We start from the raw sequence: 26,288 nt of genomic DNA, 5'->3' as shown, positions 1-26,288 counted from the left end.
TGTCTACGAGACGACACCTGTTGCGCTCACAGGGTGTCGTGACGACCCCTCGTAGGGTGGCTCGGATGCGTTCCGCCCGTCCCATCCGTGTCCTGCTCGCGCTGTCGGTCTCCGGGCTCCTGCTCGGTGCAGCCGGCTGCACCACCCACGACGAGGCGCCGACGGTCGCACAACTGACGCGGTCCTCTGCCGACTCGGTGGCCGTGGCGGCCCAACGGGACCCCTCGGCACGCTCCGTCGCCGCCAGCCGAGCACTGTTCGCGTCCGCTCCGGGTGCGGTCGTCGTGGCGGCGTCCGACACGGGCGCGCTGCGTGCCGCGGCGAGCGCCGCTCGGGCCGCCCACGTGCCGCTGCTGCTGGCGGACGACGACGGCGCTCCGACGGCGTCACCGACCGGCGGGACGAGCGGCGGCGGCGACCGGGTGGCCGCCGAGCTCCGTCGGCTCGGCGCCGACTGGTACCAGGCCGAGGGCGACGTGTCGGTCGACACCGACGTCCCCGAGCGGCACGCGCCGGAGCGGGGCGACGCACCCGAGGCGAGCGGGGCCTCCAGGACGGCGACCGTGGTCGTGGCGGACCGTCGCACGGACGCCGCGGCCGTGGCGACGGCGGAGGCTGCCGGTGCCCGTGTGGTCACGATGCCGGGCGGCGTGACCGACCCCGCTGCCGCCCCCGACGTCGTGTCAGCACTGCACGACCGCGCGGCGCACCCGACCGTGCTCGTCGGGTCGGCGTTCGGAGACCTGCCCGACCCCGACTGGACGGTGCGCGCCGCGGAGAGCGGGTGCCAGCTGCCGCACGGTGGGCAGCGGCCGTTCGACGGGCACCGCTACGTGGCGCTCTACGGTGCCCCGGGAGCGCCTGTGCTCGGCGTGCTCGGCGAGCAGGACCCGGCGGCGACCGTGCGCCGGGCCGAGGGGATGGCGGAGGATTACGACGGGCTCGGCGACGAGCCGGTGACGCCCGCGATGGAGGTCATCGCGACCGTCGCCGCCGGTGATGCCGGAGCCGACGGCGACTACTCGACCGAGCTGCCGGTGTCGACGCTGGAGCCCTACGTCGACGCGGCGACCGATGCCGGGATGCCGGTCGTCCTCGACCTGCAACCGGGGCGGTCGGACTTCCTGTCCCAGGCGAAGCGGTACGAGTCGCTGCTGGCGAAGCCGAACGTGTGGCTCGCGCTCGACCCGGAGTGGCGGCTGACCGCGGACCAGGTGCCCTTGAAGCAGATCGGGAGCGTCTCGGCGGCCGAGGTGAACGAGGTCTCGTCGTGGCTCGCCGACCTGGTGCGGACGAAGGGGCTGCCGCCGAAGGCGCTCGTGCTGCACCAGTTCCGGCTGTCGATGGTCCAGGACCGGTCGTCGCTGGCGTCGCACCCGGAGCTCGACGTGCTCATCCACGTCGACGGGCAGGGCTCGCAGCCGGACAAGCAGGCGACGTGGAAGGCGCTGCACCAGGGCGCACCGGAGGGCGTGCACTGGGGCTGGAAGAACTTCTTCGACGAGGACACGCCGATGCTGTCGCCGGAGCAGACCATGGCGGACGTGCAGCCGGCGCCGTCGTTGATCACGTACCAGTAGGGGTGTCGGGTCGGGCCGCTTCGCGTCGTGTCGCGTCGCGTCGCGTTCTCCACAGCCTGGAGGCGCGGGGCGCGGCCCGTCGGCGGCAGCTGACAGCATGGGGGCATGTCTGGTCTCGGTGTCGGTTCGTCCGTCGGCTCGCCTGCCCCCGTCGGTTCGCCTGCCCCCGCGGCGGCTCCGCCGTCCGCCGAGATCGCGTCGGAGGCACAGGAGGCCCTGGCCGCCCTGACCGGGCGGCCGGACGCGGTCTTCCACCCGGGCCAGCTCGAGGCGATCTCGGCCCTCGTCGAGCACCGGCAGCGCGCCCTCGTGGTGCAGCGCACTGGATGGGGCAAGTCGGCCGTGTACTTCCTCGCGACCCTGCTGCTGCGCCGTCGCGGGGGCGGCCCGACCGTGCTCGTGTCGCCCTTGCTCGCCCTGATGCGCGACCAGGTCGCAGCGGCTGCGCGGGCCGGGGTCCGCGCGGTGTCGATCAACTCGGCGAACGCGCACGAGTGGGCGGACACGCAGGCGGCCCTGGCGCGGGACGAGGTCGACGTGCTCCTCGTCTCCCCCGAGCGCCTCAACAACCCGCGGTTCCGTGACGAGCAGCTGCCGACGCTGATCGCGCGGATGGGCATGCTCGTGGTGGACGAGGCGCACTGCATCTCCGACTGGGGGCACGACTTCCGCCCGGACTACCGACGGCTCGCCGAGCTCATCCGTTCGCTCCCCCAGGGCGTCCCCGTGCTCGCGACGACGGCGACCGCGAACGAGCGCGTGGTCGAGGACGTCGCCGAACAGCTCACCGCGGGGCCGGACGCCCCGGTCTTCACCATCCGCGGTTCCCTGGCGCGGGCGTCGCTCCGGCTCGGCGTCCTGACCCTGCCGGACGCCCGGCAGCGCCTCGGCTGGTTGCTCGCCCACCTGGGCGACCTACCCGGCAGCGGCATCATCTACACGCTGACCGTGTCCGGGGCCGAGGACATCGCCCGACTCCTGCGTGAGAACGGGTACGCCGTGCGCGCCTACACCGGACGGACCGACACCGAGGAGCGCGAGCAGCTCGAGCAGCAGCTCAAGGGCAACGAACTCAAGGCGCTCGTCGCCACGAGCGCGCTCGGCATGGGGTTCGACAAGCCGGACCTCGGGTTCGTCGTGCACGTCGGCGCGCCCTCGTCACCCGTCGCCTACTACCAGCAGATCGGCCGCGCCGGGCGTGCGACCGACAACGCCGACGTGCTGCTGCTGCCCGGGCGCGAAGACCGCGAGATCTGGCAGTACTTCGCGAGCGCGTCGATGCCGACCGAGGCCCGCGCGTCCGCCGTGCTCGGTGCGCTCTCCACCGACTCGGCGATGTCGACCGTGGCCCTCGAGGGGCTCGTCGACATCAAGCGCTCGACCCTCGAACTGCTGCTCAAGGTGCTCGACGTCGACGGCGCCGTCCGTCGGGTCGCCGGCGGCTGGGTGTCGACCGGGCAGCCGTGGCAGTACGACGCCGCGCGGTACGAGCGGGTCGCTGCCGCGCGTGAGGCCGAGGCCGCGTCGATGCTCGCCTACGAGTCCACCTCGGCGTGCCGCATGCAGCTGCTGCAGCAGGACCTCGACGACCCCTCTGCCGAGCCCTGCGGGCGCTGCGACAACTGCGCGGGCGTCTGGTACCCGACGTCGGTGTCGGACTCGGACGCCTCGGGAGCCGCCGCTACGCTGGACAAGGTCGGCGTCGAGCTCGCCCCACGCGCGCAGTGGCCGTCCGGCATGTCCGCGCTCGGCGTGCCCGTGAAGGGGAAGATCCCGGCCGGGGAGCTCGTCGAGTCGGGGCGGGCCGTCGCCCGACTCACCGACCTGGGCTGGGGTGGGCCGCTCCGCGCGCTCTTCTCGGCCGCGACGCCGGACGGTCCCGTCTCCCGGGAGCTGGTCGACGGCTGCATCCGCGCGCTCAAGGACTGGCCCTGGGCCGAGCGACCGACCGGCGTCGTGGCGATGTCCTCGCGGTCGCGGCCGGAGCTCGTCGGGTCGTTGGCGCAGGCGCTGTCCTCGATCGGGCGGCTGCAGTTCCTCGGGACGCTCGGGCGGAGCGGTGGGGAGCCCCGCGGCGACGGTGCGACGAACAGCGCCTACCGGCTGGCAGGGGTGTGGGACACCTTCGTGGTGGACCCGGCGCTCGCTGCGGCGCTGGCGTCGCACCAGGGCCCGGTGCTGCTCGTCGACGACCTGGTGGACAGCCGGTGGACGATGACCGTCGCCGGACGGGAGCTCCGGCGTGCGGGGGCGTCGGCCGTGCTGCCGTTCGCGCTCGCGACGGTGGCCTGACGACGGCACGCCTGGGCGGGCGATCCCGCGGGTGCGTCTCGCGCTGCGGGGTGCGTCCCGCGCTGCGGGTGCTCCCGCGCTGCGGGTGCTCCCGCGCTGCGGGGTGCTCCCGCACAACCGGAAGCAGGGCGCGCCAGGGTTTCCCGTGGTGCGACGTGCTCCCGGTTGCGCCAGCGACGGAGCGCGCCGACTCCGGCGTGGGCCCGCTCGCACGCGTCGGGCGGCTCAGGCGGCGCCGATCGCGTCCAACTCGCGGATCGCGTCGGCCGGCAGGATGATGCCCGCGCCATCGACGTTCTGCCGCAGGTGTTCGACGGACGACGTGCCGGGGATGAGCAAGATGTTGTCCGAGCGCTGGAGCAGCCATGCGAGGGCGACCGACAGGCGCGACTCCCCCAGCCGCTCCGCGACCTTGTCGAGCGCCTCCGACTGGATGGGCGAGAACCCCCCGAGCGGGAAGTACGGCACGTAGGCGATGCCCTCGGCTGCAGTGAGGTCGACGAGGTCGTCGTCCCCGCGCTGCGCCACGTTGTACATGTTCTGCACACACACCACGGGGGCGATCCGGAGGGCCTCGACGAGCTGCGCGCCCGTCACCGTCGACAGTCCGAGGTGCCGGATCTTGCCCTGCTGCTGCAGTTCGGCGAGCGCCTCGAACTGCGGGGCGATGCTGCCCGGCTCCGGGGCATCGAAGCCGCCGACACGGAGGTTGACGACGTCGAGCTGCTCGAGACCGAGCCGGTCGAGGTTCGCGTGCACGTCCTCGACGAGCTGCTCGGGCTTGCGCGTGGGCGGCCACTGCCCCTTTTCGTTCCGGCGCGACCCGACCTTCGTGACGATGTGGACCTGCTCCGGGTACGGGTGCAGGGCTTCGCGGATGATCTCGTTCGTGACGTGCGGGCCGTAGAAGTCCGCGGTGTCGATGTGGGTGATGCCGAGCTCGACCGCCGTGCGCAGCACACGGACGGCCTCGTCACGATCGGCCGGCGGCCCGAAGACGTGCGGGCCGGCGAGCTGCATCGCGCCGTAGCCGAAGCGGGTGACCTCGAGGTCGCCGAGGTCGTAGGTGCCACCGGGGAGGCTGTTCGTCGTCATGGTTCGACCTTGCTCCCGATCACTGCGGTGTGCCTGGCCCTGGTTGTCCCCTGGTCCGCGAGCCCCCGGTCGGTGTGCCTTTCGGCGCGTCGACGGGCCAGGTGCCGATCTGTTCGTCGAGGGATCGGCGGCCGAAGGACGCCTGGTTGCCGATCCTCTCGATGAGCTGCGGGTTCGACGAGAAACCGACGTCCAGCCATCCCGAGTCCCGGGCGATCCGACCGATCTCGAGTTGCGGCTCGGTCCTGATCCGCAGGACGACGCCTGCGTCGGGCGTGTGTCCGCGGGTGGACCAGGCTAGGGGAAGGACCGCGTCGATCAGCTCTGCCACGTCCTCCTCCGAGCGCCCTGCTGCGGGGGCCGAGAAGTCCACGGCGATCCGGTGGTGCGCGGAGAGGCCGTCCGTGGTCTTCTCCTCGTCGACCGTCACAGTCGACACGTTGGGCAGGGCGCTGATCTCGGCAGCGACCGCTTCGCGCGATGCAACCACTTCAGCGTCCGTGCCAGACGCCGAGCACCCGCTGACCGCAGGGATGAGCGACAGCAGGACGCCCGCCGCGATCAGCTTCCGCACGAGCTCACCCTGCACTGCGTCGCCCTCGGTGCAGCGGCGGGCAACTCGCCCAGGCGCTCCCGCAGGTGACGCGCCGGAATGATCGTTGACGTCCTGCCGGGGACGGCGGCTCCTTCCTCGACCCAGCCGGACCGCTGCAGGAGCTTCCCCACGCTCACGTCGGGCGCGCCCCGCATGCCGACACCGACACCGTTCGCGAGTTCTCTGCTCGCGTGCAACGACCATGCCGTCTGAATAATCGCATCGATCTCCGCGTCGGTGATCGTCTCGTTCGTGGACTCTGGTTCCAGGGTCAGGATGATCAACGCCCGGTTCGAGTTCGAGACGTCGAGCCCCGACGTGCTGTGTTCGACCGACACCGCAGCAGCGGCGATGCCCGGGAGCGTCCGGAGGTACTCCTCCGCGTCTTCAGGAGTCTGTCCCCGCGCAGGAGAAGCAGGCGTGCAGCCCGGCAGGACGAGCACACCACACAGCAATGCCGCAACGACCCACCAGACTCGGACACCTCGTCCGCCAGGCGGTGCACCACTCGAGGAACGTCCGCTGGCCGTTCGGGTCACCGGACGACCACGGTGCTCGTCAGCGAGAACGCCCGATTGGTCCGCTCTCGTCAACTCAGTACTCACGAGGCACATCGAAGTCGTCCGGCAGCGCGAAACACGGCGATCCGGAATCGATGTCGACGACAGATCCGCCGTCCTGCACCGTCGCGAGGAGCTGCACCCCTCGGGAGTCGACGAGCTGCTCGCGTATCTTCCCGGTCGACGTGGTGTCGGACGAGACGCCGAAACCCTCCGACGACGCCTTGCGAGCCAACAGATCCCGAGAGTCGTCCCCAAGAACGCCTGGCTTCAGGTGCGCGCGAACGTTGCCCGACCACAGGTACTGTCCGCGCCCGCATCGGAGCAGCGTGCCCGTCTCGACTTGGCGAACTTCTTGCACGTCCGATGAGGGCAGGAACCCGACAACGCGACGCTCGGCGTCCTGCGTCAGGTTCTTCGCTGCGGCAAGCCGCTGTTCGGGGTCCTCCGGGAGATCGACCTTTGTCGCGCAACCGCTCAAGAGAACGGCGGAGGCGAGGAGGGACAATGCCTTGATGATCATGTAGTACCTCTTGGCTCGATCAGCAGCCGGGAACGACGGGTGCGTCACGCTCAACTGCCCGGCCAAGCGCCGAACAGTTGCTCCATGTCCGTCGCGGAGAACGTGATCTGGTACGGCAGATTCGGGTTGCTCGCGAACTGCGGGAGGTCGGATCTCCGAACCAGCGCGACGAGGTCGACGCCGGAGGTACGACCGACCGAGAGCGCGACTCCGTTGGTCAGCTCGTGCTCGTTCACGGACCACCCGATACGCAGCAGTTCTCGGAGCGCCGCACTCGCGTTGTCCTCCTCGAAGTCCGGGGACGGTGAGAAGTACACCGTCGTCCCCCACTCAGACGTGAAGCCGGAACGGTAGTGCCGCATCTCCACGCACGCGTCGGTGACTCCCCGGACCGCCGCCGCAGCAGCGGACGCCTGATCGAGAGTCTGACCACGCTGATCACCCGCCGCACACGAGCTGAGCAAGACCGCGAGACTCACGGAGGCCGCGACCGCGAAGGCCCTTCTCAAGGGACTCATCGGTCGACCTCCTGGTCGTCGTGCGTCATGAACGGAGGGCCCTCCGGATCACCGGCCACATTTCGCACGTCTCTCTAACGAACTTCATCACGACGGCGCTTGAGCGGGCCAGTCGCCCCACCTCTCGTCCATGTCCTTCGCTGAGATCAGGACGGAGGACGTGTCGTTCGGAGCAGGAGCCGAAGCAACTCCCATGCCCTGCAGGACCTTCCGCACATCGATGGAGGGGGACGAGGTCACCCGAAGGCGAAGCCCGTACGGCTCGTGGTGGATGTCAGTGGCCCATCCAGTGGCCGCAGCTCGATCGACGAGGCGTTGCTGCTCGGCGGACGAGAGACCGTCCCGCAGCTCGACTCGAACGTCGATGAAGTAGCTCGTGCCGAGCGTCTCCCGATCCGTCGCCGTGGTGACCGTCGCGCTCTCCACGCCTGGCGCGTCCTCAACCGCATCGCGCGCTGCGAGCGGGCTGAGGCCGCTCGACGAAGAACAGCCGCTCAACAAGATCAGAAGACCGCCGGCAATGACGACCGCAGAAACGAGCATTGCCCTCGTACTTCTTCGTCGCGCGCGCACCAGATAGCTACAGCTCTTGCTTTGGGACGGGCTGATCGAGCTCGATGCCATGAGCATGACCCCGGACGTCGTCATCAACGCCCAGGCCACTGCCCGAATGCTTTACTCATGTCCTGCGAGGAGACCGTCAATTCTCCTGGTAACGAGGGGTTCGCGGTGAACGGTGGAAGATCGTCATCACCTGCCACGGCGGCGAGATCAACCCCCGGGGTGTCTTCCAGCACTAGCGAAACTCCACCGTCGATCGCATGGTCGTGGACTGACCAGCCGATACGGAGCAAGTCACGAAGAAGTGTCTTGTCGCCGCTCTGCAATGCGTTCTCCGCAGGCTTGAAGTACACGTCAACGCCCCATCGTGAGGTGAACCCCGATGTGTAATTGCGGAGTTCGACGCGGCCATCAGTCACACCCTCATGGGCGGCTACAAGCCGAGACGCGTCTTCCAGGGATCGCCCTTCGGCACTCTTCGGCGAGGAACAACCCGAGGCGAACGCGACGACCGCCAACGTCAGAAGCGCCGCGCAGGCCATGCGCCTCATCACTTTCTGATCGCCTGATAGTCGGTCACTTTCATGTAGTCATGTTCCCCTTGAGGTCGAGCCAGGTACTCCTGAAGCTCCGGATCAACATCTGACGAATAGTTCCGAGCCATCTGCGCGTACCGCGCGGCGTCATGCACATTTTTTGGGGACATCGTGGTGCTTCCATCCTCTCCATTCAACCGTGCAGTCTCCTGGTTGGAAATACCGGCATCCCAGTTACTGGGGTTGCTGGCTCCGTCGAGTTTCGGGACGGCGTCCTGTGGAGATTCCAGAGCAGTGACGTGCACAGTAGAGGGAATGTCCATTCGTCCGATCGGAGCTCCGGCTGTGGCCACTTGCTGAATGTTGAACTCACCGTCGTTGCCCGCCGCGATTGCGCCGGCAGTGATGCCACCGAGGCTGAAACCTGTCAACATCACTGGGTTGTGACCAACGTTGGCCTGCCTCATCGCGTCCTTCACGGCCTCAGCAAGGGCGGTCTGGTCCCCTTGTTGGAGCGCGATCACATCCGAGGTGAAGTCATTCGGTGCCTGCTGCCCCCAGGGATTCCCGTTCCCCATGGGGAACCACCGCTGCGTGCTCGGGATCTGCACCGTGAAGTACTTCTTGCCGTCTTCGTAGCGTTCGATTACTCGGATGTCCGCGAAGTCCTTCTTGCCCACATTGTCAATCTGCGCCGCCCCTGCAAAAACATCGGCAAGAGAATGGGGAATGATGCTTTTCGTCACCGGGTCGATGTCGACGCCATCAGCGATCTCAGGGACCGTAGCTTGCAGGTCGCGAAGCGTCTTCCCGGCCCGGGCCCGTGCCTCGTCCGGATCGACGTGGCTCCGTTCGAAGTGCCCATCATCGAACAGCCCGATGGCATGCCCGTCGTGGTACACGAGGAACATAAGAGCTTCGTAGCCGCCTGGCACTGATCCGAGGGCACTCTCAAAGGAACCGGTGACGTCCGTCCACATGTTCGACCACGAGAAGTTGCGCTCCCAGGCTTTCGCCAAATCAGACGCAAATGAGCCGTTGAGGAGGTCCTCCGGTGAATCTACCTGGATGAAAGCTTCTGCGAGACTGAAAGCAGCAGTGAGGGAAAGATCTTGCGCCGCCCCGCGAACAGCCGATGCAATCGTGATCACCAGCGTAGCTGTGATGGTCGTGTTGGCGGTTGCCGCGAACAGCAGCGATTCGCCGACGTGCGTGCCCACTTCCGCGAGGAACGGGCCAGTCACGGACCAAGCAACGCGAAGCCCGAGCGCAGCAGCGCGAAGGGTCAACTCCGCGGCCTCGTACACCTTCGAGAACGACGCGGTGATGATCACCAGCGCCTCGGTGGAGACGATCGTCACGCTCAGCTGCGCCGACGCCTTCAAGACGGCTCCCTCGGCGGCCACCGCGGTGCCAGGCGAGAGGATCGCCGACGCGAGCAGGTCCCCGTCCGCCGACAGCGCCCCGACCTTCGCAACGAGCGGCCCGGCGAACGTGTTGAGCGCGGTGATTCCCGTGGTCAGCCGGTCGATCTCCGCGTAGTCGACCTTGATCCCGTCAGACATCTCGATCCCTGATGAGTCCAGCGACGAGCCCGAGCAGATCCGTGCGGATCTCCTGGTCCGTCTGCGCCGTCACGGTGACCGTACCGGCATCGGTGATGAGTTCGGGCGTGACCTCTGCGCCACGCGCTTCCGCGTCGAGACCGACGCTCATCCGCAGCCAGCCACGCCGGGTGCCGAACCAGTCGGCAACGAAGACCGAGCCGCGGTCCGCGGTGAAGGCCTTCACACGGAAGCCGTGCTGCACGGGCTCAGCCAAGCCACGGAACAGGCTGACCGCCTCGGCCGGGACGTGCAGCTCGGCCACCACGGCGTCGAGCACTCGGGCGTCGCCGCGCTGGATCGCATCGACCAGCGCTTGGGACGCCACCGTGCTCACCGTCGTCGTCCCACGGACCGGATCGGGGACGTCGAGTGACGGGAGGAGTTCGACGAGCGCCGACCACGCTTGATCGAGCACCGACCCGCGCAGGTGTGCGCCGCTGCCGTCTCCAGCGCGCGCGCTCCGCACGGTGAGGTGCGACGCGGCGTCACCCCCGATGACGGTCGAGTGCGCCGATGTCGTGTCGGCATCCCAGGCGCTCACCTGGATGACGATCGAGCCGGCGTTCTGCAGAGCGAGCGTCAGCAGGAACGGTGCGTCGAGGTCTTCCGCCCACGATGCAGCACCGGCATCGGGCTGTCGCGCGAGCACACCGCGCTCGACCAGTGCATCCACGGACTGCTGCTCCGGCGCGCCCGAGGGCACGAAGGACGGCAGGACCAGCCCGGGCAAGTGCTCGCGGACGGTGCGCAGCTCGTCGACGGTCAGGTCCCAGTCGATGACGTCGGTCGCCGGTGCGCCGCTCATCCGATGCCGTTCCGGATGGCCGCGCCACGCACGTCGATCCAGTCCTTCGACCCGGAGGGCGGCGGAGACGGCACCTGCGCGATGAACGACTTGGCGCTGGCGACCTGCCCGTCGGAGACCTGCTGCCCACCGAGCTCGTGCACGGATACCCGGACGTGGTCGGGCTCCCCCGAGCCCGCGGCCCCGATCACCTGCATGAACCCGTTGACCGCATTCGACGCGACGTCCTTGACCGCGTTCACGACGTTCGCCGCCAGGTGCGCCGCCTGGTTCCACAGGTCGCGTGCGACGCGCTCGGCCTCGGCGATCTGCGCCTTCACAGCGTCGACCGCCTTGGCGTGCGCGTCGAGTGCGTCAGCCGCTTCGTCGAGCAGCTGAGCCTTCTTGCCCAGCTCGGCCCCCGACTCCTGGACGCGACGGCGCACGGCGTCCGCGGCCTTCCCTGCCGACGACAACCCATCGGCCTGCGCCACCAGCGCACTCGCGCGCGAGCGCAAGCCGTCGGCGTCGTCGCGCAGCGCCCGGGCCTTTGCCCGGAGCTGTGTCATCTCCCCGTACATGCTCTACCCCCAACGGAGGAGACGGCCGGCACCGAGAGCGCCGGCCGTCCCTGGTCCGGTCGTCCCGATCAGCGCCCGAGTCGCGACGCGAGCTGCTGGTCGACGTCGCCCAGCGTCTGCGCGGTCGTGCGGAGGAACTGCGCGAGGTCGTTCAGGCCACCGATGGTGTTCTGCGCGCCGCTCGTGAAGCGGTTGTAGGCCTCGTTGTACGCACCGGAGGAACGGTCCGTCTGGAACCCGGCCTGGGTGAGCGACGCGATCTGCGCCTGCAGTTTCGACAGGGTCGCGTTGATCTCGTCCCGCCCTGCGAGCAGACGATCGGCGTTGCTGTTGAGCTCCTGGTAGGAGACGTTGATGTTGGCCACGTTGCACCCCTTCACGGTGGTCTGGATCGCCAGCCCCTCCGGCGACCGCGACTACGGTAACACCGGTCCGGAACAAATCACCCATGCGATGTCCACACCCCCGTTCGAGGGGGACGGGTCGGTCCCCGATCAGGAGGACACGGGGTCCAGAGCGACCTGCACGCGGGTGGTCGACCTGGAGTCGGCCGCGGTGCCGCGACCCACGGGGAAGTCGGTCCTGGTCACGCGCGGGAATGCCGTTGCCCTCAGTAGTTCAACGGCACGTCGAAGTCGCTCGGAAGGTCGAAACAGGGCGATCCCGAGTCGACGTTGAGGGCACTCCCGTCATTCCACACCGTGACGATCAGTTGGACGCGGTCATCGTCGAACATCTGGTAACGGACGTCGCCGGACAACATCTCGTCCTTCGAGACGGAGAATCCGTGGTCCGCCGCAGTGCGCGCGAGCGCATCACGTGCCTCGGTGGCTCGTGTGCCGGGGACGAGTCCGATCCGGACGTTGCCGGACCACTGGTACTTGCTCCCGCACTGCAGAACGGCGCCGTCGTCGGGCTGCCGCACACTCTCGACCTCGTTCGCCGGGACGAGATCGAGCAGGGAACGTTCTGCCGCCCGCGTCGTGTCCTTCGCGGAGAGCAAGCGACGCTCGGGCGGGTCGTGACCTTCGGAACCCACAGCACATGCCGTCAACAGGAAGGCGGCCAGGACCGCGATCACGGTGCCGATCTTCTTCACTGCGTCATCCTCTCCGGAAGACCGCTCACAACGGGGAGCGTCTCGTGGTCCCCTTCGTCCGTCGACGCAGCGATCTCGCGCAACTCGAGCACCCCAGGTCAGTACTCACCGGGAACGTCGAAGTCCCGCGGGAGAGCGAAGCAAGGCGAGGCAGAGTCGATGTCGATCGCGTTGCCCTCGACCCACTTCGTGAGCAGGAGTTGGACTCCTCGAGCGTCGACGAGTTCGAAACGCTTGCTTCCCGTGACCGTCTTGTCCTCACCGACCGTGAAGCCTCGACCCGCAGCGCCTTGGGCGATGTCATCTCTCACATCGCCCGCCTCGACGCTGGCCGACAACTCCACACGCACGTTCCCCGTCCACCGGTACGCATCCCCGCAGCGGAGGATCGTCCCTTCCTCGAGTTGACGAACATTCTCGACGGCGGACTCCGGAAGAAGTTCGATGATCGTGTCCTCAGCCCCCTGGGTCATGGTCTTCGCCGACGCGAGTCGGTCTTCCGGAGCGTCCGGCAACGCACTCTTCGTGGCACATCCACTCAGCAGGACGACCGCGCACATCACAGGCAGGATCTTTGGGAGCATCATCTCTCTCCCCGATCAGGAGGACCCGAGGTCCCGAGCGACCTGCACGCGGGTGATCCGCCCGGAGTCGACCATGATGCCGCGACCCACGGGGAAGTCGGTCCTGGTCACACGCGGGAAGGCCGTCCGGAAGAGCGTCAGCCCGTCGGTCTCCTCCGGCTGCAGGGCGATCCCGGCGCGTGCGGTCTTCAGCTCGGCGAAGAGCTGCCACGCGTTCGGTGCCGTAACCGTGTCGGCCTCGGCGAGCACGAACACCCCGGCACGGCGGGCGGCCTTGATGAGCCTGGCCACCTGGCTCTCGGCCGGCAGGCCCTCGAAGTCGCCGACGTTCTCGATCACGATCACCGGGTCCGGTCCGCTCGACACCCCGCTCTCGAGCGCGGTCGCCAGCTGTGACGCGATCGCCTCGGCATCGGTGGCGTCCTGCGCTGCGGACGCCCAGTCGGTCGCGTCCCGCAGCGTCGACCGGCGCCCGACCACCAGGTGCGCCGGCCGTTCCGGCCACGTCGCCCGCACGGACCGCAGCACGGTGCGCATGGTCGTCGAGCGACCGGACCCGAACGGCCCGGTGACAACGAACAGCCCGTCGGTCGGGACGCCCACCGGGCTGAGGGTGTCGTCCGCCAGCCCGATCGTCGGGCGCCCGCCCACGGCGACCGGCAGCGCAGCTCGGTCGACGTCCTCGGGCAGACGGCGGATCGGCGGGGCCGCCTCGACCCCCCGGCGCAGCAGGTCGGCGGCGAGCGCCTCGACCGCCGCGGCCTGCGCGACGAGGTCGGCGCTGCCGCCGGGCACCGCGACCTGGACCTCGTGCTCGTCGACGAGTCCCCTGCCGGGCACGGCGTCCTCGAGCACGTCTGCCGGCACGTCGGCGGCGTGGTACTCCATCTCGGTCGCCAGGCGGAGCACGATTCGCTCCCCGATCGCGGCCTGCAGGTTCGACGGGAAGGCCGCGGTGCGGTCCGCACTCATCACCAGGTGCACGCCCAGCGCACGTCCGGTCGCCGCGATCGCGACGAGCTGGTCGAAGACCGGCTGGGTACCGAGACGGAACTCGTACTCGTTGCGGAACGCTCCCATGCCGTCGACCAGGACGAGGATGCGCGGTTCGGCGGTGCCGGTCACGTCGCGGTACTCGGTGAGGTTCGCCGCCCGGGCGGCCGCGAACCGTGCGGAGCGGTCGGCGACGGTCGCCTCGAGGTCGGCCAGGAGGCGCGTGATCCGTTCGTCGTCCGGCCCGCTGATGACGGTGCCCACCGTCGGCAGCGCCTCGAGCATGTGCAGACCGCCACCGCCGAAGTCGAGCCCGGTGATCCGGACCGGGAACCGGTCCGCGACGGCGGAGGCCGCGACCGCCACGGCGCGGAGCGCCGCGGACTTGCCGGCTCCGCCGGCGCCGAGCACGGCCACGTTGCCGACCGCGTCGAGATCGAGACGGAACGGGGTCTGCTGCTGCGACTCGGGCAGGTCGACCGTCCCGATGACGAGTGCCGACCCGTCGGAGGCGGGCAGTGCCTCCAGGCCGACGGCGTCGGGGAGCTGATCGAGCCACGGCTTCCGCGGGACCTCGAGGCCCTGCCGGTCCGCGGCGCGCACGATCGTGGCGGCCAGCCGCTCGATGTCACGGGCCCGCGTCGAGTCCCGCGGCGCGCGCGGAGGACTCGGCCAGGTGCTGCCGGGACCGAAGGGGAAGTCCTGCACGTCGACGTCGGGTTCGTGCACGACGTCGACGGAACGGCCGCCGAGGTAGGCGGTCTGGAAGTCGAGCACACGCCCCGGGCCGATCTTGGCGGCCGCACGACCGGGCGTGCCCGGATCGAAGAAGGCGGCGTCGGCCACGCCGAGGACGTCCTCGCTGTCGACCGGGTCGGCGACGCGGAGTGCGATGCGGAGGTTCGTGTTGGCGCGCAGGGAGTCCTTGATGACCCCGCTCGGGCGCTGGGTCGCCATGACGAGGTGCAGGCCGAGGGACCGACCGCGCTGCGCGACGTCGATGACGCCGTCGATGAACTCCGGGATCTCGGTGGCGAGGGCGGCGAACTCGTCGATCACGATGACGAGGACGGGCGGCGCCGCGGGGTCGCCGCGCTGCTCGAGCGTGACGAGGTCCTTCGCCCCGCGGTCGTTGAGCAGGTGCTCGCGGTACCGGAGCTCCGCCCGCAGCGAGGTGAGCGCGCGACGGACGAGGTGCGGGTTGAGGTCGGTGACGAGCCCGACGGTGTGCGGCAGGCCGACGCACTCGGCGAACGCGGCACCACCCTTGTAGTCGACGAGCAGGAACGTGAGTCGGTCGGGCGCGTACTCCGTCGCCATGCCCATGATCCACGTCTGCAGGAACTCGCTCTTGCCGGCGCCCGTGGTCCCGCCGACGAGCGCGTGCGGTCCGTGGGCGCGCAGGTCGAGGGCCAGCGGCTCGCTCGGTCCCTGTCCGACGACGGCGCGCACCCCGCCGCTCTCCCGCCCGGACCCCGGCTGCCACGCCGCGGTCAGGCTGTCGTTCTTCGACCACCGCTGGACGATCGCGGACGGGTCACCGGCGACGTCGCCCTCGTACAGGTCGACGAACGCCACGCTGTGCGGCAGGTCGGTCTCGTCGAGGACCCGCGCGCCGGAGTCCTGGATCGGCGCGATCGCGCGGGCGACCGTCGCCGCCTCGATGCTGTCCACGCGGTCGAGCTCGTCGAGCACCACCGACTGTCCGGACCGGACGAAGCCGACCGTGGCGGTGCCGCTCGCCCGGTCGAGCACGATGTGCGTGCGGCACACCACGGGCAGCGCCTGCAGCGTGGGTGCGAGCCAGAGGACGTGCACGCCGAGGTCGGGTCCCTCCTCGGCCAGGGCGACGAGCCGGGCACGGTCGGCGGGCGCCTCGGCCGTGACGAGCACGACCACGGCCGGGGTCGCGGGGAGACGGTCCACCGACTCGCCGTGGTCCTCGTCGAGGGCGCGGGACTCGTCGATGCGCGACCGGACCTGTTCGCCGCGGCCCGAGCCGGCTGCACGGCGGGTCGCCACGAGGCCCTCGAGCTCGGCCAGCAGCGTCGAGGCGCCGGCGAAGTCGTGCACGAGCCCCGTGGACCGCAGTGGGCTGTAGGGCGAGTCCACGTGCGGCAGCCACTTGAGCCACGACCACTGGTCGGTGGTCGTGCCCCCGGCGAACGCGGTGAGCACGAGGTCCGCCGGGCTGTGCAGCCCCGCGAGCTGCACCACGAGCGACCTCGCGACGTCATCCGCCGCCAGCCCGGTGCCGGCGACACCGATCGCGCCGGCCCGTTCGAACGTCTCGACCACGGGCACCGGCCCGACCGTGGCGTACTCGTCGGCGAGCGCCTCGGCGCGGTTCCAGTCGTCGACGCTGCCGGAGTTCTTCGACGGCAGGGTGACGGTGGAACGGGACGGCTGGGTGCCGGCACCGAAGCGGACCTCGAGGAAGGTGGTGTGCTCGGGCTTCCGGGTCCAGAGCAGTGCCGAGCGGTCGCGCATCGCCGCCGTCACGACCGCCGGGGCCGGTGACTCGGCCGTCCGCGCCTCGATCTCGGCCGCGCGGACCGCAGCGAGTCGTTCGCGGGAGTCGGCGAGCGACTCCTCGAAGCGCTGGCGTTCGTCGCGACGCCTCCGCCGGGCCTGCACACGCTGGTCGATCCACGTGCCGATCATGATGACCGGCGACAGTGCGATGAAGATCAGCGTGTACGGCTGCTTCGTGACGAGGAACAGGACCGCGCCGAGGATGATCGGCGCGATGATCGCGATCATCGGCAGCCGGGGCTTCTCGCCCGGCACCGGGATCTCGGGCAGGGTGAACTGACGGCCGCGGTGCGCCGGTTCGACGCGGGGCGAACGGCTGAAGTCCGCCTCGGGGACCGCCGACGCGGAGGCGTCCGCGACCAGCGCGGACGGCGCGGTGGGCAGCGATCGGATGCGCAGCGTCGTGTCACCGATCCGGATCGTGGTGTCGGGATCGACGAAGGCACGCGCCACGAGCCGCCCGTCCACCTCGACCCCGTTCGCGGAGTTGAGGTCGACGACCTCGACGGTCTCGCCGACCGTCACGGTGGCGTGGCGTCGGGAGACCAGGTCGTCGCCCGCGAGCCAGACCTGTGCCATCGCGTCGCGACCGACGAGGTTGACCCCCTGGGACAGCGTGTACTCATTGCCGGCGTCCGGGCCGGAGAGCACCTGCGCGACCGCCGCCGGGGCGTCCTCGACGTCGTCGCCGCGCCGTCGGTCCGTCGCCGCGACGACCTCGACCCGGCAGCCGGACCGGAGCGACGACTCGTGCACCGTGGCCGACGGGTTGAGCAGGCGTGGCTGCGGTCGGTCGGGGAACCACACGCGCAGCGTCAGCGGCACGCCGTCGGCCGCGGTCCGCCCACGGGACAACCGGTCGGCAAGCGAGCCGATGGTCGCCGTCACGTCCGCCGTCACCACGACGTCGCGGTCTGCCCGCGGCCCTGCGATGGTCACCTTGAGTTTCACACACCACCCCCGTGCCCACCATCGTACGGGCGCCGTCCGACCGTGGCACCGTCACCCGTCACTCCGTGGAGTGCTCCTGTCGACCCGCACGGACCGGCTTCGGGAAGGTCGCCCGCATGTGGTCGCTCGTCAGCACGTCGCCGATGCCGATCATCAGGAGCGAGAAGAGGATCTGCTCGATGACCATCCAGAACGGGTAGAGCCCCGGGATCGCTGCGACGACGAGGGTCACGACGGGGAAGATCCGGCTGAACAGCCGGATCCGCTGGTACGCCCAGTAGTAGCCGAGCTGCGCCCGCCAGGCGAACACGTAGAGCGTCAGGGTGATGAGGAGCACGACGGTCGCCCGGAACCAGACCGCCCACACGACCGTCTCCCCCGCGCGGGTGAGCAGCACGGCGACGACGATCGCCGCGAGTCCGACCGCCGTCTCGGCGACGAGCAGCCACCGGATCCACCGGAACGACCGCACGGTGTCGGGGTGGGCGAGCATGTCCTCGCGGATCACGTAGTCGGCCTGCCGACCGCCGGCCAGGCGGTCCAGGTGCAGCCGGCACCAGAGACGGTCGGCGAGGACGGGGAGACGCACGAGTCAATGGTGCCGCATCCGGCGCCCGTCGGAGGGCCGTGCCGCTCCGGTCCCGTTCAGTCGGTGGCGCTTCCGTCCCCGGTGACGAGCCATGCGGCGCCGAGCCCGGACACGACGACGGCGAGCGCCAGCAGGCCCGCCAGGGGTCCTCGCCGTGCTCGCCGTCCCACGTCGTCGTCCGACCGCTACGTGCGCTTGCGGCGCTCGCGCACCCGCATGTTGACGTTGATCGGGGTGCCCTCGAAGCCCCACACCTCGCGCAGACGACGCGTGATGAAGCGGCGGTACTGCGGGTCGAGGAACGCCGAGGTGAAGAGCACGAACGTCGGCGGCTGGCTCGACGCCTGCGTCCCGAACAGGATGCGGGGCTGCTTGCCACCGCGGACCGGGTGCGGGTGCTCCTGCACGAGCTCGGCGATGAAGGCGTTGACCTTGCCGGTCGGGATGCGGGTGTCCCACGACTCGAGGGCGGTCTCGAGCGCCGGCACGAGCTTCTCGAGGTGACGGCCCGTCCGGGCGGAGATGTTGACGCGCGGGGCCCAGGCGACGTGCGCCAGGTCCTGCTCGATCTCGCGCTCGAGGTAGCGACGCCGGTCGTCGTCGAGCAGGTCCCACTTGTTGTAGGCGAGGACGAGCGCACGGCCGGACTCGAGCACCAGGTCGATGATGCGGAGGTCCTGCGTCGAGATCGGCTCGGTCACGTCGAGCACGACGACGGCGACCTCGGCCTTCTCGAGCGCCGCGGTGGTGCGGAGCGAGGCGTAGAAGTCCGCGCCCTGCTGCAGGTGCACGCGCTTCCGGATGCCGGCGGTGTCGACGAAGCGCCACACGCGGCCGCCGAGCTCGATCTGCTCGTCCACCGGGTCACGGGTGGTCCCTGCGAGGTCGTTGACGACGACGCGCTCCTCGCCCGCGGCCTTGTTGAGCAGCGAGCTCTTGCCGACGTTCGGGCGGCCGAGGATCGCGACGCGACGGGGTCCGCCGACCTCCTGCTTGGCGACGGCCGACGTGTCGGGGAGCGTCTTGATGATGAGGTCCATCAGGTCCGCGACGCCTCGGCCGTGCAGCGCGGAGACCGGGTGCGGCTCGCCGAGCCCGAGGTTCCACAGCTCGTAGGCGTCCAGGTCACGGCGGTCGTCGTCGGCCTTGTTCGCGACGACGATGACCGGGCGGTCGGTCCCGCGGAGCATCTTCACGACGTGCTCGTCGGTGGCGGTGATGCCGACCGTGACGTCGACGACGAAGAGCACGGCGTCGGCGAGGTCGACCGCGACCTCGGCCTGGGCGGCGACCGAGGCGTTGATGCCGCGGGCGTCGGGCTCCCACCCGCCGGTGTCGACGAGCGTGAAGCGCTTGTCGTTCCACTCGGCCCTGTAGCTCACGCGGTCACGCGTGACGCCGGGGACGTCCTGGACGACGGCCTCGCGACGGCCGATGATGCGGTTGACGAGCGCCGACTTGCCGACGTTCGGACGTCCGACGATGGCGAGCACCGGGTACGCGGGCAGGTAGTGGACGCCGTCCTCGCCGAGCTCACCGGCGTCGAGGAGCGCGACGTCCTCGTCGTCGAGCTCGTACTCGTCGAGCCCGGCGCGGAGCGCGTTCGCACGCTGGTCCGCCTCGGCGTCGTCGAGTCCGGCGAGCCGTTCGCCGAGCGCGTCGTCGTACTCCGGGAAGTCGTCGTTGTCGTGGCTGTCCTGCTGGGCCATGGTGGGTTTCCTCGTGTGCGACCGGAGCCGCGGTGTCGGTGGCCGGTGCCGGCCGGGCCGGTTCCCCGGCCGTGGTGACCGGGCGACCCGGTCGTGGTGACCGGACGGCGCCCGGTCGTGCGTCAGTGCGTGGCCGCTCGGGCCAGGTCGACGACCGCCTGGACGGTCTGGTCGAAGTCGAGGTCGGTGGAGTCGAGCGTCGTGACACCGTCCGCGGCGTTCATGAAGTCGACGACCTTCGCGTCCGCCGCGTCTCGGCGGGCGAGTGCGGCGGAGGTCTCGGCGGCCGACTGCGTGGTGACCTCTGCCGAGCGCCGAGCCATCCTAACCGACTCGTCGGCGGTCAGCAGGATGCGGACCTCGGCGTCGGGTGCGACGACCGTGGTGATGTCGCGGCCCTCGGTGATGATGCCCTGCGCGTCGGCCTTCCGCATGACCTGCCGGAACAGCTGCACGAGCTTCTCGCGGACCTCGGGCAGCTTCGCGATGTGCGCGACCGCCGCGGTCACCTCGGGGGTGCGGATCGCCTCGGTCACGTCGGTGTCGCCGACGCGGACGAAGTAGTCGTCCGGGTCGGTGCCGATGGAGTAGTCGAAGGTGTCCCAGCTCGCCACGACCGCCGCGGCGTCGTCGAGGTCGACGCCCAGCTGCAGCGCGTGCCAAGCGAGTGCACGGTAAGCGGCGCCGGTGTCCTGGTACCCGAAGCCCAGGGCACGGGCCGCCGCGCGCGAGACGCTGGACTTGCCGCTGCCGGCGGGACCGTCGACCGCGATGACCGTCTTCGCGACGAACGCGCCCTGCGGCAGGCCGGACGGCACCGGGGCGCTGGTCGACCCGGGCTCGCCGCCCGGGGTGCCGAGCCCACCGGCGGGCCCACCGAGCGCACCGCCGTCGGCGCCGCCGGCAGCACCGTCGCCCGGTGTCGGGGTGGGCAGACCGGAGTCGGGCCCCTCGGGACCCCCGGTGACGCCGGAGTCGTCCGGCGTGACGTGCGTGTCGTCGTTCAGGCCCATGCTGCTGCGATCCTCCATCCGCGCCCCTCGAGTTCCTCGACGAGTCGCTGTTCCTGCTCGGGCACGACCGACACCTCGACGATGCCGATCGGTGCGCCCGGTGAGTGCTCGAGGCGCATGTCCTCGAGGTTGATGCCGATCTCCCCGATGAACTGCAGGAGCGCGGCGATCTGCCCGGGGGTGTCGTCGACGAGGACGACCACCTGGGCGAAGCGCTTGGTGGTGCCGTGCTTGCCGGGGAGCCGCTCGACCCCGCGGTTGCCTGCGGCGATGGTCTCCGCGATCGTCCGCGGCGATCCCTGCCCGTCGGGATCACCGAGCGCGGCGAGCACCCGGTCGAGGTCGTCGCGCAGGTCGGCGAGCACCGGCCGGATGTTCGCGGCGTTCGCTCCGATGATCTGCACCCACAAGCCGGGGTCGCTCGCGGCGATGCGCGTCACGTCGCGCACGCCGCCACCGGCGAGGCCGAGCGACCCGTCCGGGGCCTCCTGCAGCCGCGCGGCCATGAGGGTCGACACGAGCTGCGGCGCGTGCGAGACGTACGCGACGGCGAGGTCGTGCGAGTCGGGCTCCATCGGGACGACGGTCGCGCCGACGTCGAGCGCGAGGTCCTCGACCACCGCGGCACGCTGGTACGAGATCGCGTCGTGCCCGGCGATCACCCAAGGGCGACCGACGAACAGGTCGGCCCGCGCCGCGGTCGGCCCGCTCCGCTCGCGACCGGCCATCGGGTGCGATCCGATGTACCGACCGACGTCGGCGCCCGAGGCCCGCAGTCGCTCCAGCGGTCCCGTCTTCACGCTCGCCACGTCGGTGACGACCGCGCGCGGGAAGGCAGTGAGCTCGCGCTCGACGACCGTCGCGACCACGTCCGGCGGGACCGCCACCACGACGAGCTCCGGGTCGTCGCCGTCCGCCGGTCGCCGGCCCGCACCGTAGTCGACGGCGAGCGCCAGTGCGGCGGGTGAGACGTCGTCGAGCACGACGTCGACGCCCTTCTCGCGCAGGGCGAGCCCGATCGACGCGCCCAGCAGCCCGGCACCGACCACCCGCACGGGTCCGCGCAGCCGCCGGTCGATGTCCGGTTCGGCGAGCGGGGCGGGGGCGTCGGTCACGGGCCTCAGCCTACCGAGCGTCAGTCGGCAGTCTCCTCGTCGGAGTCGCCCTGTGCAGAACCCTTCGCGTCGCGGGCGATGCGCAGGAGTGCTCCGAGCTCGACGGTGGAGAGCTCACGCACCCTGCCGATCGGCAGCGATCCGAGCTGCAGCGGTCCGAACGACCGACGCACGAGCTCGAGCACCGGGTGGTCGACCGCGTCGAGCATGCGTCGCACGATCCGGTTGCGCCCCGAGTGCAGGGTGATCTCGACCAGGGACTCACCACGGGCGGACTCGAGCAGGCGCACCTTGTCCGCGGCGATCGGCCCGTCCTCGAGCTCCACGCCGTCGAGCAGCCGCTGCACGGTCGCCGGGTTCACGTTGCCCGCGACCTTCGCGATGTAGGTCTTCGTCACGCCGAACGACGGGTGGGCCAGCACGTGCGCGAGGTCGCCGTCGTTCGTCAGCAGGAGCAGCCCGGACGTCTCGGCGTCGAGCCGACCGACGTTGAAGAGGCGTTCCTCGTACCGGTCGACGAACTCCGACAGGTCGCGTCGACCGCGTTCGTCCTGCAGGCTCGACACGATCCCGACCGGCTTGTTCAGCAACACGTACCGCCGCGAGGTGTCCACCTGCACCGGCACACCGTCCACCGCGATCTCGTCCGACTCCGGGTCCACGCGCCGTCCGAGGGCCTCGACGACCTCGCCGTTCACCGTGACGCGCCCCTCGACGATCAGGTTCTCCGCGACCCGTCGGGACGCCACGCCCGCAGCGGCGATCACCTTCTGCAGACGCTCACCGTCGGCCTGGAGGCTCGCCGCACCCCCGGCGGGCGCCCCCGCCTCGTCCGCGTCCCAGTCCGGGATGATCGGCCGCTCGGGCGTGCCCTCCACCGGGATGCCGTGGTCGTCACGCGCACCCTCCGGGCGCGGGGTCGTCCCGCGCTCGGCGCCGCTCGGGATGCGTCCGCGTCCGCCCGCACCCGGCCGGTCTCCGTTGCGTGCGGTGGTCGTGCCGCCGACGTAGCGGCGGCCGTTGTGCCAGACGGTGCTCGGTCGGCCGTCGGGGGTGCGGCGGTCCTCGCGGGCGGGGTCGCGGCGATCGTCGCGGCGGTCGTCACGGCGCTCCGGCCGGCGCCCGGCGTCGCGGCGGTCGGTGCCGCGACGGTCGTCGTCGCGGCCGCGGTAGCCACCACGGTCACCAGCCGGACGCTCGTCGCGCCCGCGGTACCCACCAGGACGCTCGCCGCCGCGGTCGTCGCGCCCGCGGTACCCACCACGGTCACCACCCGGACGCTCGTCTCGCCCGCGGAACCCACCACGGTCGCTGCCCTGGCGGTCGTCACGCCCGCGGTACCCGCCGGAGCGGTCGTCCTTGCGTCCGACGAACCCGCCGCGGTCGGTGCTGCGGCGGTCGGCGTCGCGGCTCACGAAGCGGCCGCGGTCCCCACCGGAGCGGTCGTCGCGCCCGCGGTACCCACCACGCTCACCGCCGCGCTCGTCGCGCCCGCGGTACCCACCACGCTCACCGCCGCGCTCGTCGCGCCCGCGATACCCGCCCTGGTCAGGACCGGCGCGGTACCCACCACGGTCGCCACCCCGCTGCTCGTCACGCCCGCGGTACCCACCCTGGTCCGACCCGCCGCGGTACCCACCACGCTCGCCACCGGACCGGTCGTCACGCCCGCGGGACCCACCACGCTCACCGCCGCGGTCGTCCTGCCCGCGGTACCCACCACGGTCGCCACCCCGTCGATCGTCACGCCCGCGGTACCCGCCCTGGTCCGAGCCACCGCGGTACCCGCCGCGCTCGCCACCGGACCGGTCGTCACGCCCGCGGTACCCACCACGGTCGCCACCACCTGTCGGGCGCTCGTCGCGCCCGCGGTACCCGCCACGGTCCGCGCCGGGCCGGCCACCCGCGCGGCCGGAGCCGGCGGTGCGGTCGCGCGACGCGCCTCCAGGCCGACCGGAGCCGGAGCGGCCGTCCGATCCCCCTCGGGACCCACCTCGTCGTTCGTTCTCATACGCGGCCATCGGGGATCCCTTCGTTGTGCCCGAAGCCGTCCGCGCCGTCCTCCAGCAGAGGCGAGATCAGCGGCAGTTCGTCGAGCGAGTTGATGCCGAGCTGCTGGAGCAGCAGGTCGGACGTGACGTAGTTGATGGCGCCGGTCTCGGCGTCGGTGAACGACTCCTCGATGAGGCCGCGCGCGACGAGGGTGCGGACGACACCGTCGACGTTCACCGCCCGGATCGAGGCGATCTGCGAGCGGGTGATCGGCTGCTTGTAGGCGACCACCGCGAGGGTCTCGAGCGCGGCCTGCGACAGCCGGGCCGGACGCTCCGCCTCGACGAACTGCTCGACGACGTCGTCGAGCTCGCGCCGGACGTAGAAGCGCCAGCCGCCGCCGACCTCGCGGAGTTCGAAGCCGCGGCGGACCGTGCCGTCGATGCCGTCGAAGTCGGCGACGAGCCGCTCGATCGCCTGACGGACCGCCGGCACCGGCGCACCGACCGCCGCGCCGAGCGAGACGAGCGACTGGGGCTCGTCGGCGATCATCAGGATGGCCTCGAGCTGCCGGTCGACGGGCAGATCGGGGTGCGTGGCCTGGCGGGCGTGCAGCTCCTGCTCGATCGCGCGGGCGTTGGCGACCTCGTCCGCTCCCCCGGGTTCGGCGCTCGACGCGGCGGTGCGTGCGTCATCCGTCATAGTCGGCTCCCAGGTTCGCGAGGCTCTCGTCGGACCAGTCCTCGGCGGTCCAGCGGAGTGTCAGCTCCCCCAGCGGTTCGAGCTGCTCGAACGAGATCGATGCGTTCCGGTACAGCTCCAGGATCGCCAGGAAGCGAGCCACAACGATACCCGTCTCCGAGACGCCGGCGACCAGCTCGCGGAACGACACGTCCTCGTCCGCCCGGGTGCGGAGGATCGAGACGACGATGGCCGCCTGCTCGCGGATGCTCACGAGCGGGGCGTGCAGGTGGTCGAGCCCCACGGTCGGGATCTCCCGCGGCGCGAAGGCCAGCGTCGCGATCGCGGCGAAGTCCTGCACCGAGAGGGTCCAGACGAGTTCGGGTGTGCGGGCGCGGAAGCGCTCCTCGAGCCGGACCCGGCGGACGTGTCGGCGGGACTCCTGCTGCCACCGCTCCCCGAACCACTCGGCGGCCTGCTTGAACGCCCGGTACTGCAGGAGTCGTGCGAAGAGCAGGTCCCGGGCCTCGAGCAACGCCACGTCCTCGGCGTCCACGAGTTCACCCTGCGGCAGCAGCCCGGCGATCTTCAGGTCGAGCAGGGTGGCGGCGACCACGAGGAACTCGCTGGCCTCGTCGAGCTCGTCGGCGGACTCGGCCTGGCGGACGTACTGGATGAACTCGCCCGTGACGGCGCCGAGCGACACCTCGGTGATGTCGAGCTCGTGCTTCGTGATGAGCGAGAGCAGCAGGTCGAACGGACCGTCGAAGTTGCGCAGCCGGACGCGGAACCCGGGCGCGGTCGTGGTGCCCGCGGGCGCGGAACCGGCAACGCCGTCGTCGTCGACCGGCGCTGTCGCGCCGGAGGAGGATGCGGACGGGTCAGGCGACGGCGCCACGCTCGACGAGCTCCCTGGCGAGCGCCCGGTAGGCGTGCGCCGCGGCGTGCTCCGGCGCCGTCTGCGTGATCGGCCGCGCCGACACCGTGGCGTCCGGGAACTTCACCGTCCGGCTGATCACCGTGTCGAGCACGTTCTCGTCGAACGTCTCCACGACCCGCTCCATGACCTCACGCGAGTGCAGCGTCCGCGAGTCGTACATCGTCGCCAGGATGCCGTCGAGCCGCAGTGCCGGGTTGAGCCGGTCCCGCACCTTGTCGATCGTCTCGATCAGCAGCGCGACACCGCGCAGCGCGAAGAACTCGCACTCGAGCGGGATGAGCACGCCGTGCGCCGCGGTCAGGGCGTTGACCGTCAGCAGCCCGAGGGACGGCTGGCAGTCGACCAGGATCAGGTCGTAGTCGTTCGACACCTTGCGCAGCACGCTCGCCAGGATCTGCTCGCGGGCGACCTCGTTGACGAGGTGGACCTCGGCGGCGGACAGGTCGATGTTCGCCGGGATGACGTCGAGCAGCGGCACGTTCGTCTGGCGGATGACCTCGCGCGGGTCCTTCACAGAGCCCATCAGCAGGTCGTAGACGGTGGGGACGTCGTGCGTGCGGACCCCGAGCCCGGCGGACAGGGCGCCCTGCGGGTCGAAGTCGACGGCGAGGACCCGGCGTCCGTACTCGGCGAGCGCGGCGCCGAGGTTGATGGACGTCGTGGTCTTGCCGACGCCGCCCTTCTGGTTGCAGAGCGCGATGATGCGAGCGGGGCCGTGGCCGTCGAGCGGCGCGGGCACCGGGAACTGCCGGACGGGCCGACCGGTGGGGCCGACCGGGGTCTGCTCGGTGCCGGGGGTGGTCGTCGGGTTCGTGCTCACCCGGTCATCGTACCGGCGTGCCGCCAGGGGCCCCG

Annotated in this window: 25 protein-coding genes; 2 read left to right on the top strand and 23 right to left on the bottom strand. The window is 70.8% G+C overall.

All coding sequences use genetic code 11. The features are described 5' to 3' along the window. The first annotated feature begins 65 nt into the window (after positions 1 to 65). Positions 66 to 1,580 (top strand): hypothetical protein, encoded by a 1,515-nt coding sequence (locus C1N91_RS05505; protein ID WP_137766929.1) that lies wholly within the window; start codon positions 66 to 68, stop codon positions 1,578 to 1,580. Between the two features lie 105 nt (positions 1,581 to 1,685). Beyond that, positions 1,686 to 3,872, top strand: a complete 2,187-nt coding sequence (locus C1N91_RS05500; RefSeq protein WP_254678356.1) for a RecQ family ATP-dependent DNA helicase — start codon at positions 1,686 to 1,688, stop codon at positions 3,870 to 3,872. A 225-nt stretch (positions 3,873 to 4,097) separates the two neighbouring features. Here C1N91_RS05500 and C1N91_RS05495 read toward each other — a convergent pair whose 3' ends face one another. The 23 genes from C1N91_RS05495 to C1N91_RS05390 form a co-directional block, all read right to left on the bottom strand. Beyond that, the gene (locus C1N91_RS05495; RefSeq protein WP_137766928.1) at positions 4,098 to 4,967 is read right to left on the bottom strand and encodes an oxidoreductase; all 870 of its coding nucleotides are present in this window, start codon (positions 4,965 to 4,967) and stop codon (positions 4,098 to 4,100) included. A 19-nt stretch (positions 4,968 to 4,986) separates the two neighbouring features. After that, entirely contained in the window at positions 4,987 to 5,541 is a 555-nt protein-coding gene (locus C1N91_RS05490) for a hypothetical protein (protein ID WP_137766927.1), read from the bottom strand. Beyond that, the gene (locus tag C1N91_RS05485) at positions 5,529 to 5,900 is read right to left on the bottom strand and encodes a hypothetical protein (RefSeq protein WP_137766926.1); all 372 of its coding nucleotides are present in this window, start codon (positions 5,898 to 5,900) and stop codon (positions 5,529 to 5,531) included. The genes C1N91_RS05490 and C1N91_RS05485 overlap by 13 nt, the downstream gene beginning before the upstream one ends. A gap of 256 nt (positions 5,901 to 6,156) precedes the next feature. Continuing rightward, positions 6,157 to 6,645: a hypothetical protein gene (locus C1N91_RS05480; RefSeq protein ID WP_137766925.1), complete on the bottom strand. Its 489-nt coding sequence runs from the start codon at positions 6,643 to 6,645 to the stop codon at positions 6,157 to 6,159. 50 nt (positions 6,646 to 6,695) lie between these two features. Next, positions 6,696 to 7,163 (bottom strand): hypothetical protein, encoded by a 468-nt coding sequence (locus tag C1N91_RS05475; RefSeq protein ID WP_137766924.1) that lies wholly within the window; start codon positions 7,161 to 7,163, stop codon positions 6,696 to 6,698. An 87-nt stretch (positions 7,164 to 7,250) separates the two neighbouring features. Then, positions 7,251 to 7,826: a hypothetical protein gene (locus C1N91_RS05470; RefSeq protein WP_137766923.1), complete on the bottom strand. Its 576-nt coding sequence runs from the start codon at positions 7,824 to 7,826 to the stop codon at positions 7,251 to 7,253. After that, entirely contained in the window at positions 7,811 to 8,275 is a 465-nt protein-coding gene (locus C1N91_RS05465) for a hypothetical protein (RefSeq protein ID WP_137766922.1), read from the bottom strand. The genes C1N91_RS05470 and C1N91_RS05465 overlap by 16 nt, the downstream gene beginning before the upstream one ends. Continuing rightward, positions 8,275 to 9,825, bottom strand: coding sequence for a hypothetical protein (locus C1N91_RS05460; RefSeq protein ID WP_137766921.1), 1,551 nt, complete (start codon positions 9,823 to 9,825; stop codon positions 8,275 to 8,277). Before C1N91_RS05460 ends, C1N91_RS05465 begins: the two co-directional genes overlap by 1 nt. Further along, positions 9,818 to 10,672 (bottom strand): hypothetical protein, encoded by an 855-nt coding sequence (locus C1N91_RS05455; RefSeq protein WP_137766920.1) that lies wholly within the window; start codon positions 10,670 to 10,672, stop codon positions 9,818 to 9,820. The genes C1N91_RS05460 and C1N91_RS05455 overlap by 8 nt, the downstream gene beginning before the upstream one ends. After that, positions 10,669 to 11,220, bottom strand: coding sequence for a hypothetical protein (locus C1N91_RS05450; RefSeq protein ID WP_137766919.1), 552 nt, complete (start codon positions 11,218 to 11,220; stop codon positions 10,669 to 10,671). The genes C1N91_RS05455 and C1N91_RS05450 overlap by 4 nt, the downstream gene beginning before the upstream one ends. An 80-nt stretch (positions 11,221 to 11,300) precedes the next feature. Continuing rightward, positions 11,301 to 11,597 carry a WXG100 family type VII secretion target gene (locus tag C1N91_RS05445; RefSeq protein WP_058728075.1) on the bottom strand — a complete coding sequence of 99 codons (297 nt, stop codon included), beginning with the start codon at positions 11,595 to 11,597 and terminating at the stop codon, positions 11,301 to 11,303. Positions 11,598 to 11,842: 245 nt separating this feature from the next. Beyond that, positions 11,843 to 12,331 carry a hypothetical protein gene (locus C1N91_RS05440; RefSeq protein ID WP_137766918.1) on the bottom strand — a complete coding sequence of 163 codons (489 nt, stop codon included), beginning with the start codon at positions 12,329 to 12,331 and terminating at the stop codon, positions 11,843 to 11,845. A 98-nt stretch (positions 12,332 to 12,429) separates the two neighbouring features. After that, on the bottom strand, positions 12,430 to 12,918 hold the full coding sequence (locus tag C1N91_RS05435; protein ID WP_137766917.1) for a hypothetical protein: 489 nt from the start codon (positions 12,916 to 12,918) through the stop codon (positions 12,430 to 12,432). A gap of 12 nt (positions 12,919 to 12,930) precedes the next feature. Next, positions 12,931 to 17,382 carry an FtsK/SpoIIIE domain-containing protein gene (locus C1N91_RS05430; RefSeq protein ID WP_175415924.1) on the bottom strand — a complete coding sequence of 1,484 codons (4,452 nt, stop codon included), beginning with the start codon at positions 17,380 to 17,382 and terminating at the stop codon, positions 12,931 to 12,933. Positions 17,383 to 17,452: 70 nt separating this feature from the next. Next, the gene (locus C1N91_RS05425; protein ID WP_137766915.1) at positions 17,453 to 17,983 is read right to left on the bottom strand and encodes a hypothetical protein; all 531 of its coding nucleotides are present in this window, start codon (positions 17,981 to 17,983) and stop codon (positions 17,453 to 17,455) included. A 185-nt stretch (positions 17,984 to 18,168) separates the two neighbouring features. Beyond that, positions 18,169 to 19,692 (bottom strand): ribosome biogenesis GTPase Der, encoded by a 1,524-nt coding sequence (der, locus tag C1N91_RS05420; RefSeq protein ID WP_137766914.1) that lies wholly within the window; start codon positions 19,690 to 19,692, stop codon positions 18,169 to 18,171. Positions 19,693 to 19,814: 122 nt separating this feature from the next. Next, positions 19,815 to 20,510 carry a (d)CMP kinase gene (cmk, locus tag C1N91_RS05415; RefSeq protein ID WP_254678400.1) on the bottom strand — a complete coding sequence of 232 codons (696 nt, stop codon included), beginning with the start codon at positions 20,508 to 20,510 and terminating at the stop codon, positions 19,815 to 19,817. Between the two features lie 185 nt (positions 20,511 to 20,695). After that, positions 20,696 to 21,829 carry a prephenate dehydrogenase gene (locus C1N91_RS05410; protein ID WP_394587503.1) on the bottom strand — a complete coding sequence of 378 codons (1,134 nt, stop codon included), beginning with the start codon at positions 21,827 to 21,829 and terminating at the stop codon, positions 20,696 to 20,698. Positions 21,830 to 21,840: 11 nt separating this feature from the next. Continuing rightward, positions 21,841 to 22,596, bottom strand: a complete 756-nt coding sequence (locus C1N91_RS16960) for a pseudouridine synthase (RefSeq protein WP_254678399.1) — start codon at positions 22,594 to 22,596, stop codon at positions 21,841 to 21,843. Positions 22,597 to 23,231: 635 nt separating this feature from the next. Further along, positions 23,232 to 23,831, bottom strand: coding sequence for a hypothetical protein (locus C1N91_RS16955; protein WP_254678355.1), 600 nt, complete (start codon positions 23,829 to 23,831; stop codon positions 23,232 to 23,234). Further along, on the bottom strand, positions 23,828 to 24,514 hold the full coding sequence (gene scpB, locus C1N91_RS05400) for an SMC-Scp complex subunit ScpB (RefSeq protein WP_137766910.1): 687 nt from the start codon (positions 24,512 to 24,514) through the stop codon (positions 23,828 to 23,830). Before scpB ends, C1N91_RS16955 begins: the two co-directional genes overlap by 4 nt. Beyond that, on the bottom strand, positions 24,504 to 25,391 hold the full coding sequence (locus C1N91_RS05395; protein WP_394587338.1) for a segregation and condensation protein A: 888 nt from the start codon (positions 25,389 to 25,391) through the stop codon (positions 24,504 to 24,506). The genes scpB and C1N91_RS05395 overlap by 11 nt, the downstream gene beginning before the upstream one ends. Continuing rightward, positions 25,375 to 26,253 (bottom strand): ParA family protein, encoded by an 879-nt coding sequence (locus C1N91_RS05390; RefSeq protein WP_137766909.1) that lies wholly within the window; start codon positions 26,251 to 26,253, stop codon positions 25,375 to 25,377. Before C1N91_RS05390 ends, C1N91_RS05395 begins: the two co-directional genes overlap by 17 nt. Positions 26,254 to 26,288: the final 35 nt, after the last annotated feature.

It is taken from the genome of Curtobacterium sp. SGAir0471 (assembly GCF_005490985.1).
Taxonomy (GTDB): Bacteria; Actinomycetota; Actinomycetes; order Actinomycetales; family Microbacteriaceae; genus Curtobacterium.
Note: the sequence above shows the minus strand (reverse complement) of the source record. Positions and strands in the feature narration are given on the sequence as shown.

Excerpts from the sequence above, each read along its gene's own strand:
- scpB (WP_137766910.1), bottom strand. The coding sequence starts at position 24,514 with ATGACGGATGACGCACGCACCGCCGCGTCGAGCGCCGAACCCGGGGGA.
- C1N91_RS05460 (WP_137766921.1), bottom strand. The coding sequence starts at position 9,825 with ATGTCTGACGGGATCAAGGTCGACTACGCGGAGATCGACCGGCTGACC.
- C1N91_RS05480 (WP_137766925.1), bottom strand. The coding sequence starts at position 6,645 with ATGATCATCAAGGCATTGTCCCTCCTCGCCTCCGCCGTTCTCTTGAGC.
- C1N91_RS05475 (WP_137766924.1), bottom strand. The coding sequence starts at position 7,163 with ATGAGTCCCTTGAGAAGGGCCTTCGCGGTCGCGGCCTCCGTGAGTCTC.
- C1N91_RS16955 (WP_254678355.1), bottom strand. The coding sequence starts at position 23,831 with ATGAGAACGAACGACGAGGTGGGTCCCGAGGGGGATCGGACGGCCGCT.
- C1N91_RS05500 (WP_254678356.1), top strand. The coding sequence starts at position 1,686 with ATGTCTGGTCTCGGTGTCGGTTCGTCCGTCGGCTCGCCTGCCCCCGTC.
- C1N91_RS05450 (WP_137766919.1), bottom strand. The coding sequence starts at position 11,220 with ATGACACAGCTCCGGGCAAAGGCCCGGGCGCTGCGCGACGACGCCGAC.
- C1N91_RS05505 (WP_137766929.1), top strand. The coding sequence starts at position 66 with ATGCGTTCCGCCCGTCCCATCCGTGTCCTGCTCGCGCTGTCGGTCTCC.
- der (WP_137766914.1), bottom strand. The coding sequence starts at position 19,692 with ATGGCCCAGCAGGACAGCCACGACAACGACGACTTCCCGGAGTACGAC.
- C1N91_RS05455 (WP_137766920.1), bottom strand. The coding sequence starts at position 10,672 with ATGAGCGGCGCACCGGCGACCGACGTCATCGACTGGGACCTGACCGTC.
- C1N91_RS05435 (WP_137766917.1), bottom strand. The coding sequence starts at position 12,918 with ATGATGCTCCCAAAGATCCTGCCTGTGATGTGCGCGGTCGTCCTGCTG.
- C1N91_RS05495 (WP_137766928.1), bottom strand. The coding sequence starts at position 4,967 with ATGACGACGAACAGCCTCCCCGGTGGCACCTACGACCTCGGCGACCTC.
- C1N91_RS05465 (WP_137766922.1), bottom strand. The coding sequence starts at position 8,275 with ATGAGGCGCATGGCCTGCGCGGCGCTTCTGACGTTGGCGGTCGTCGCG.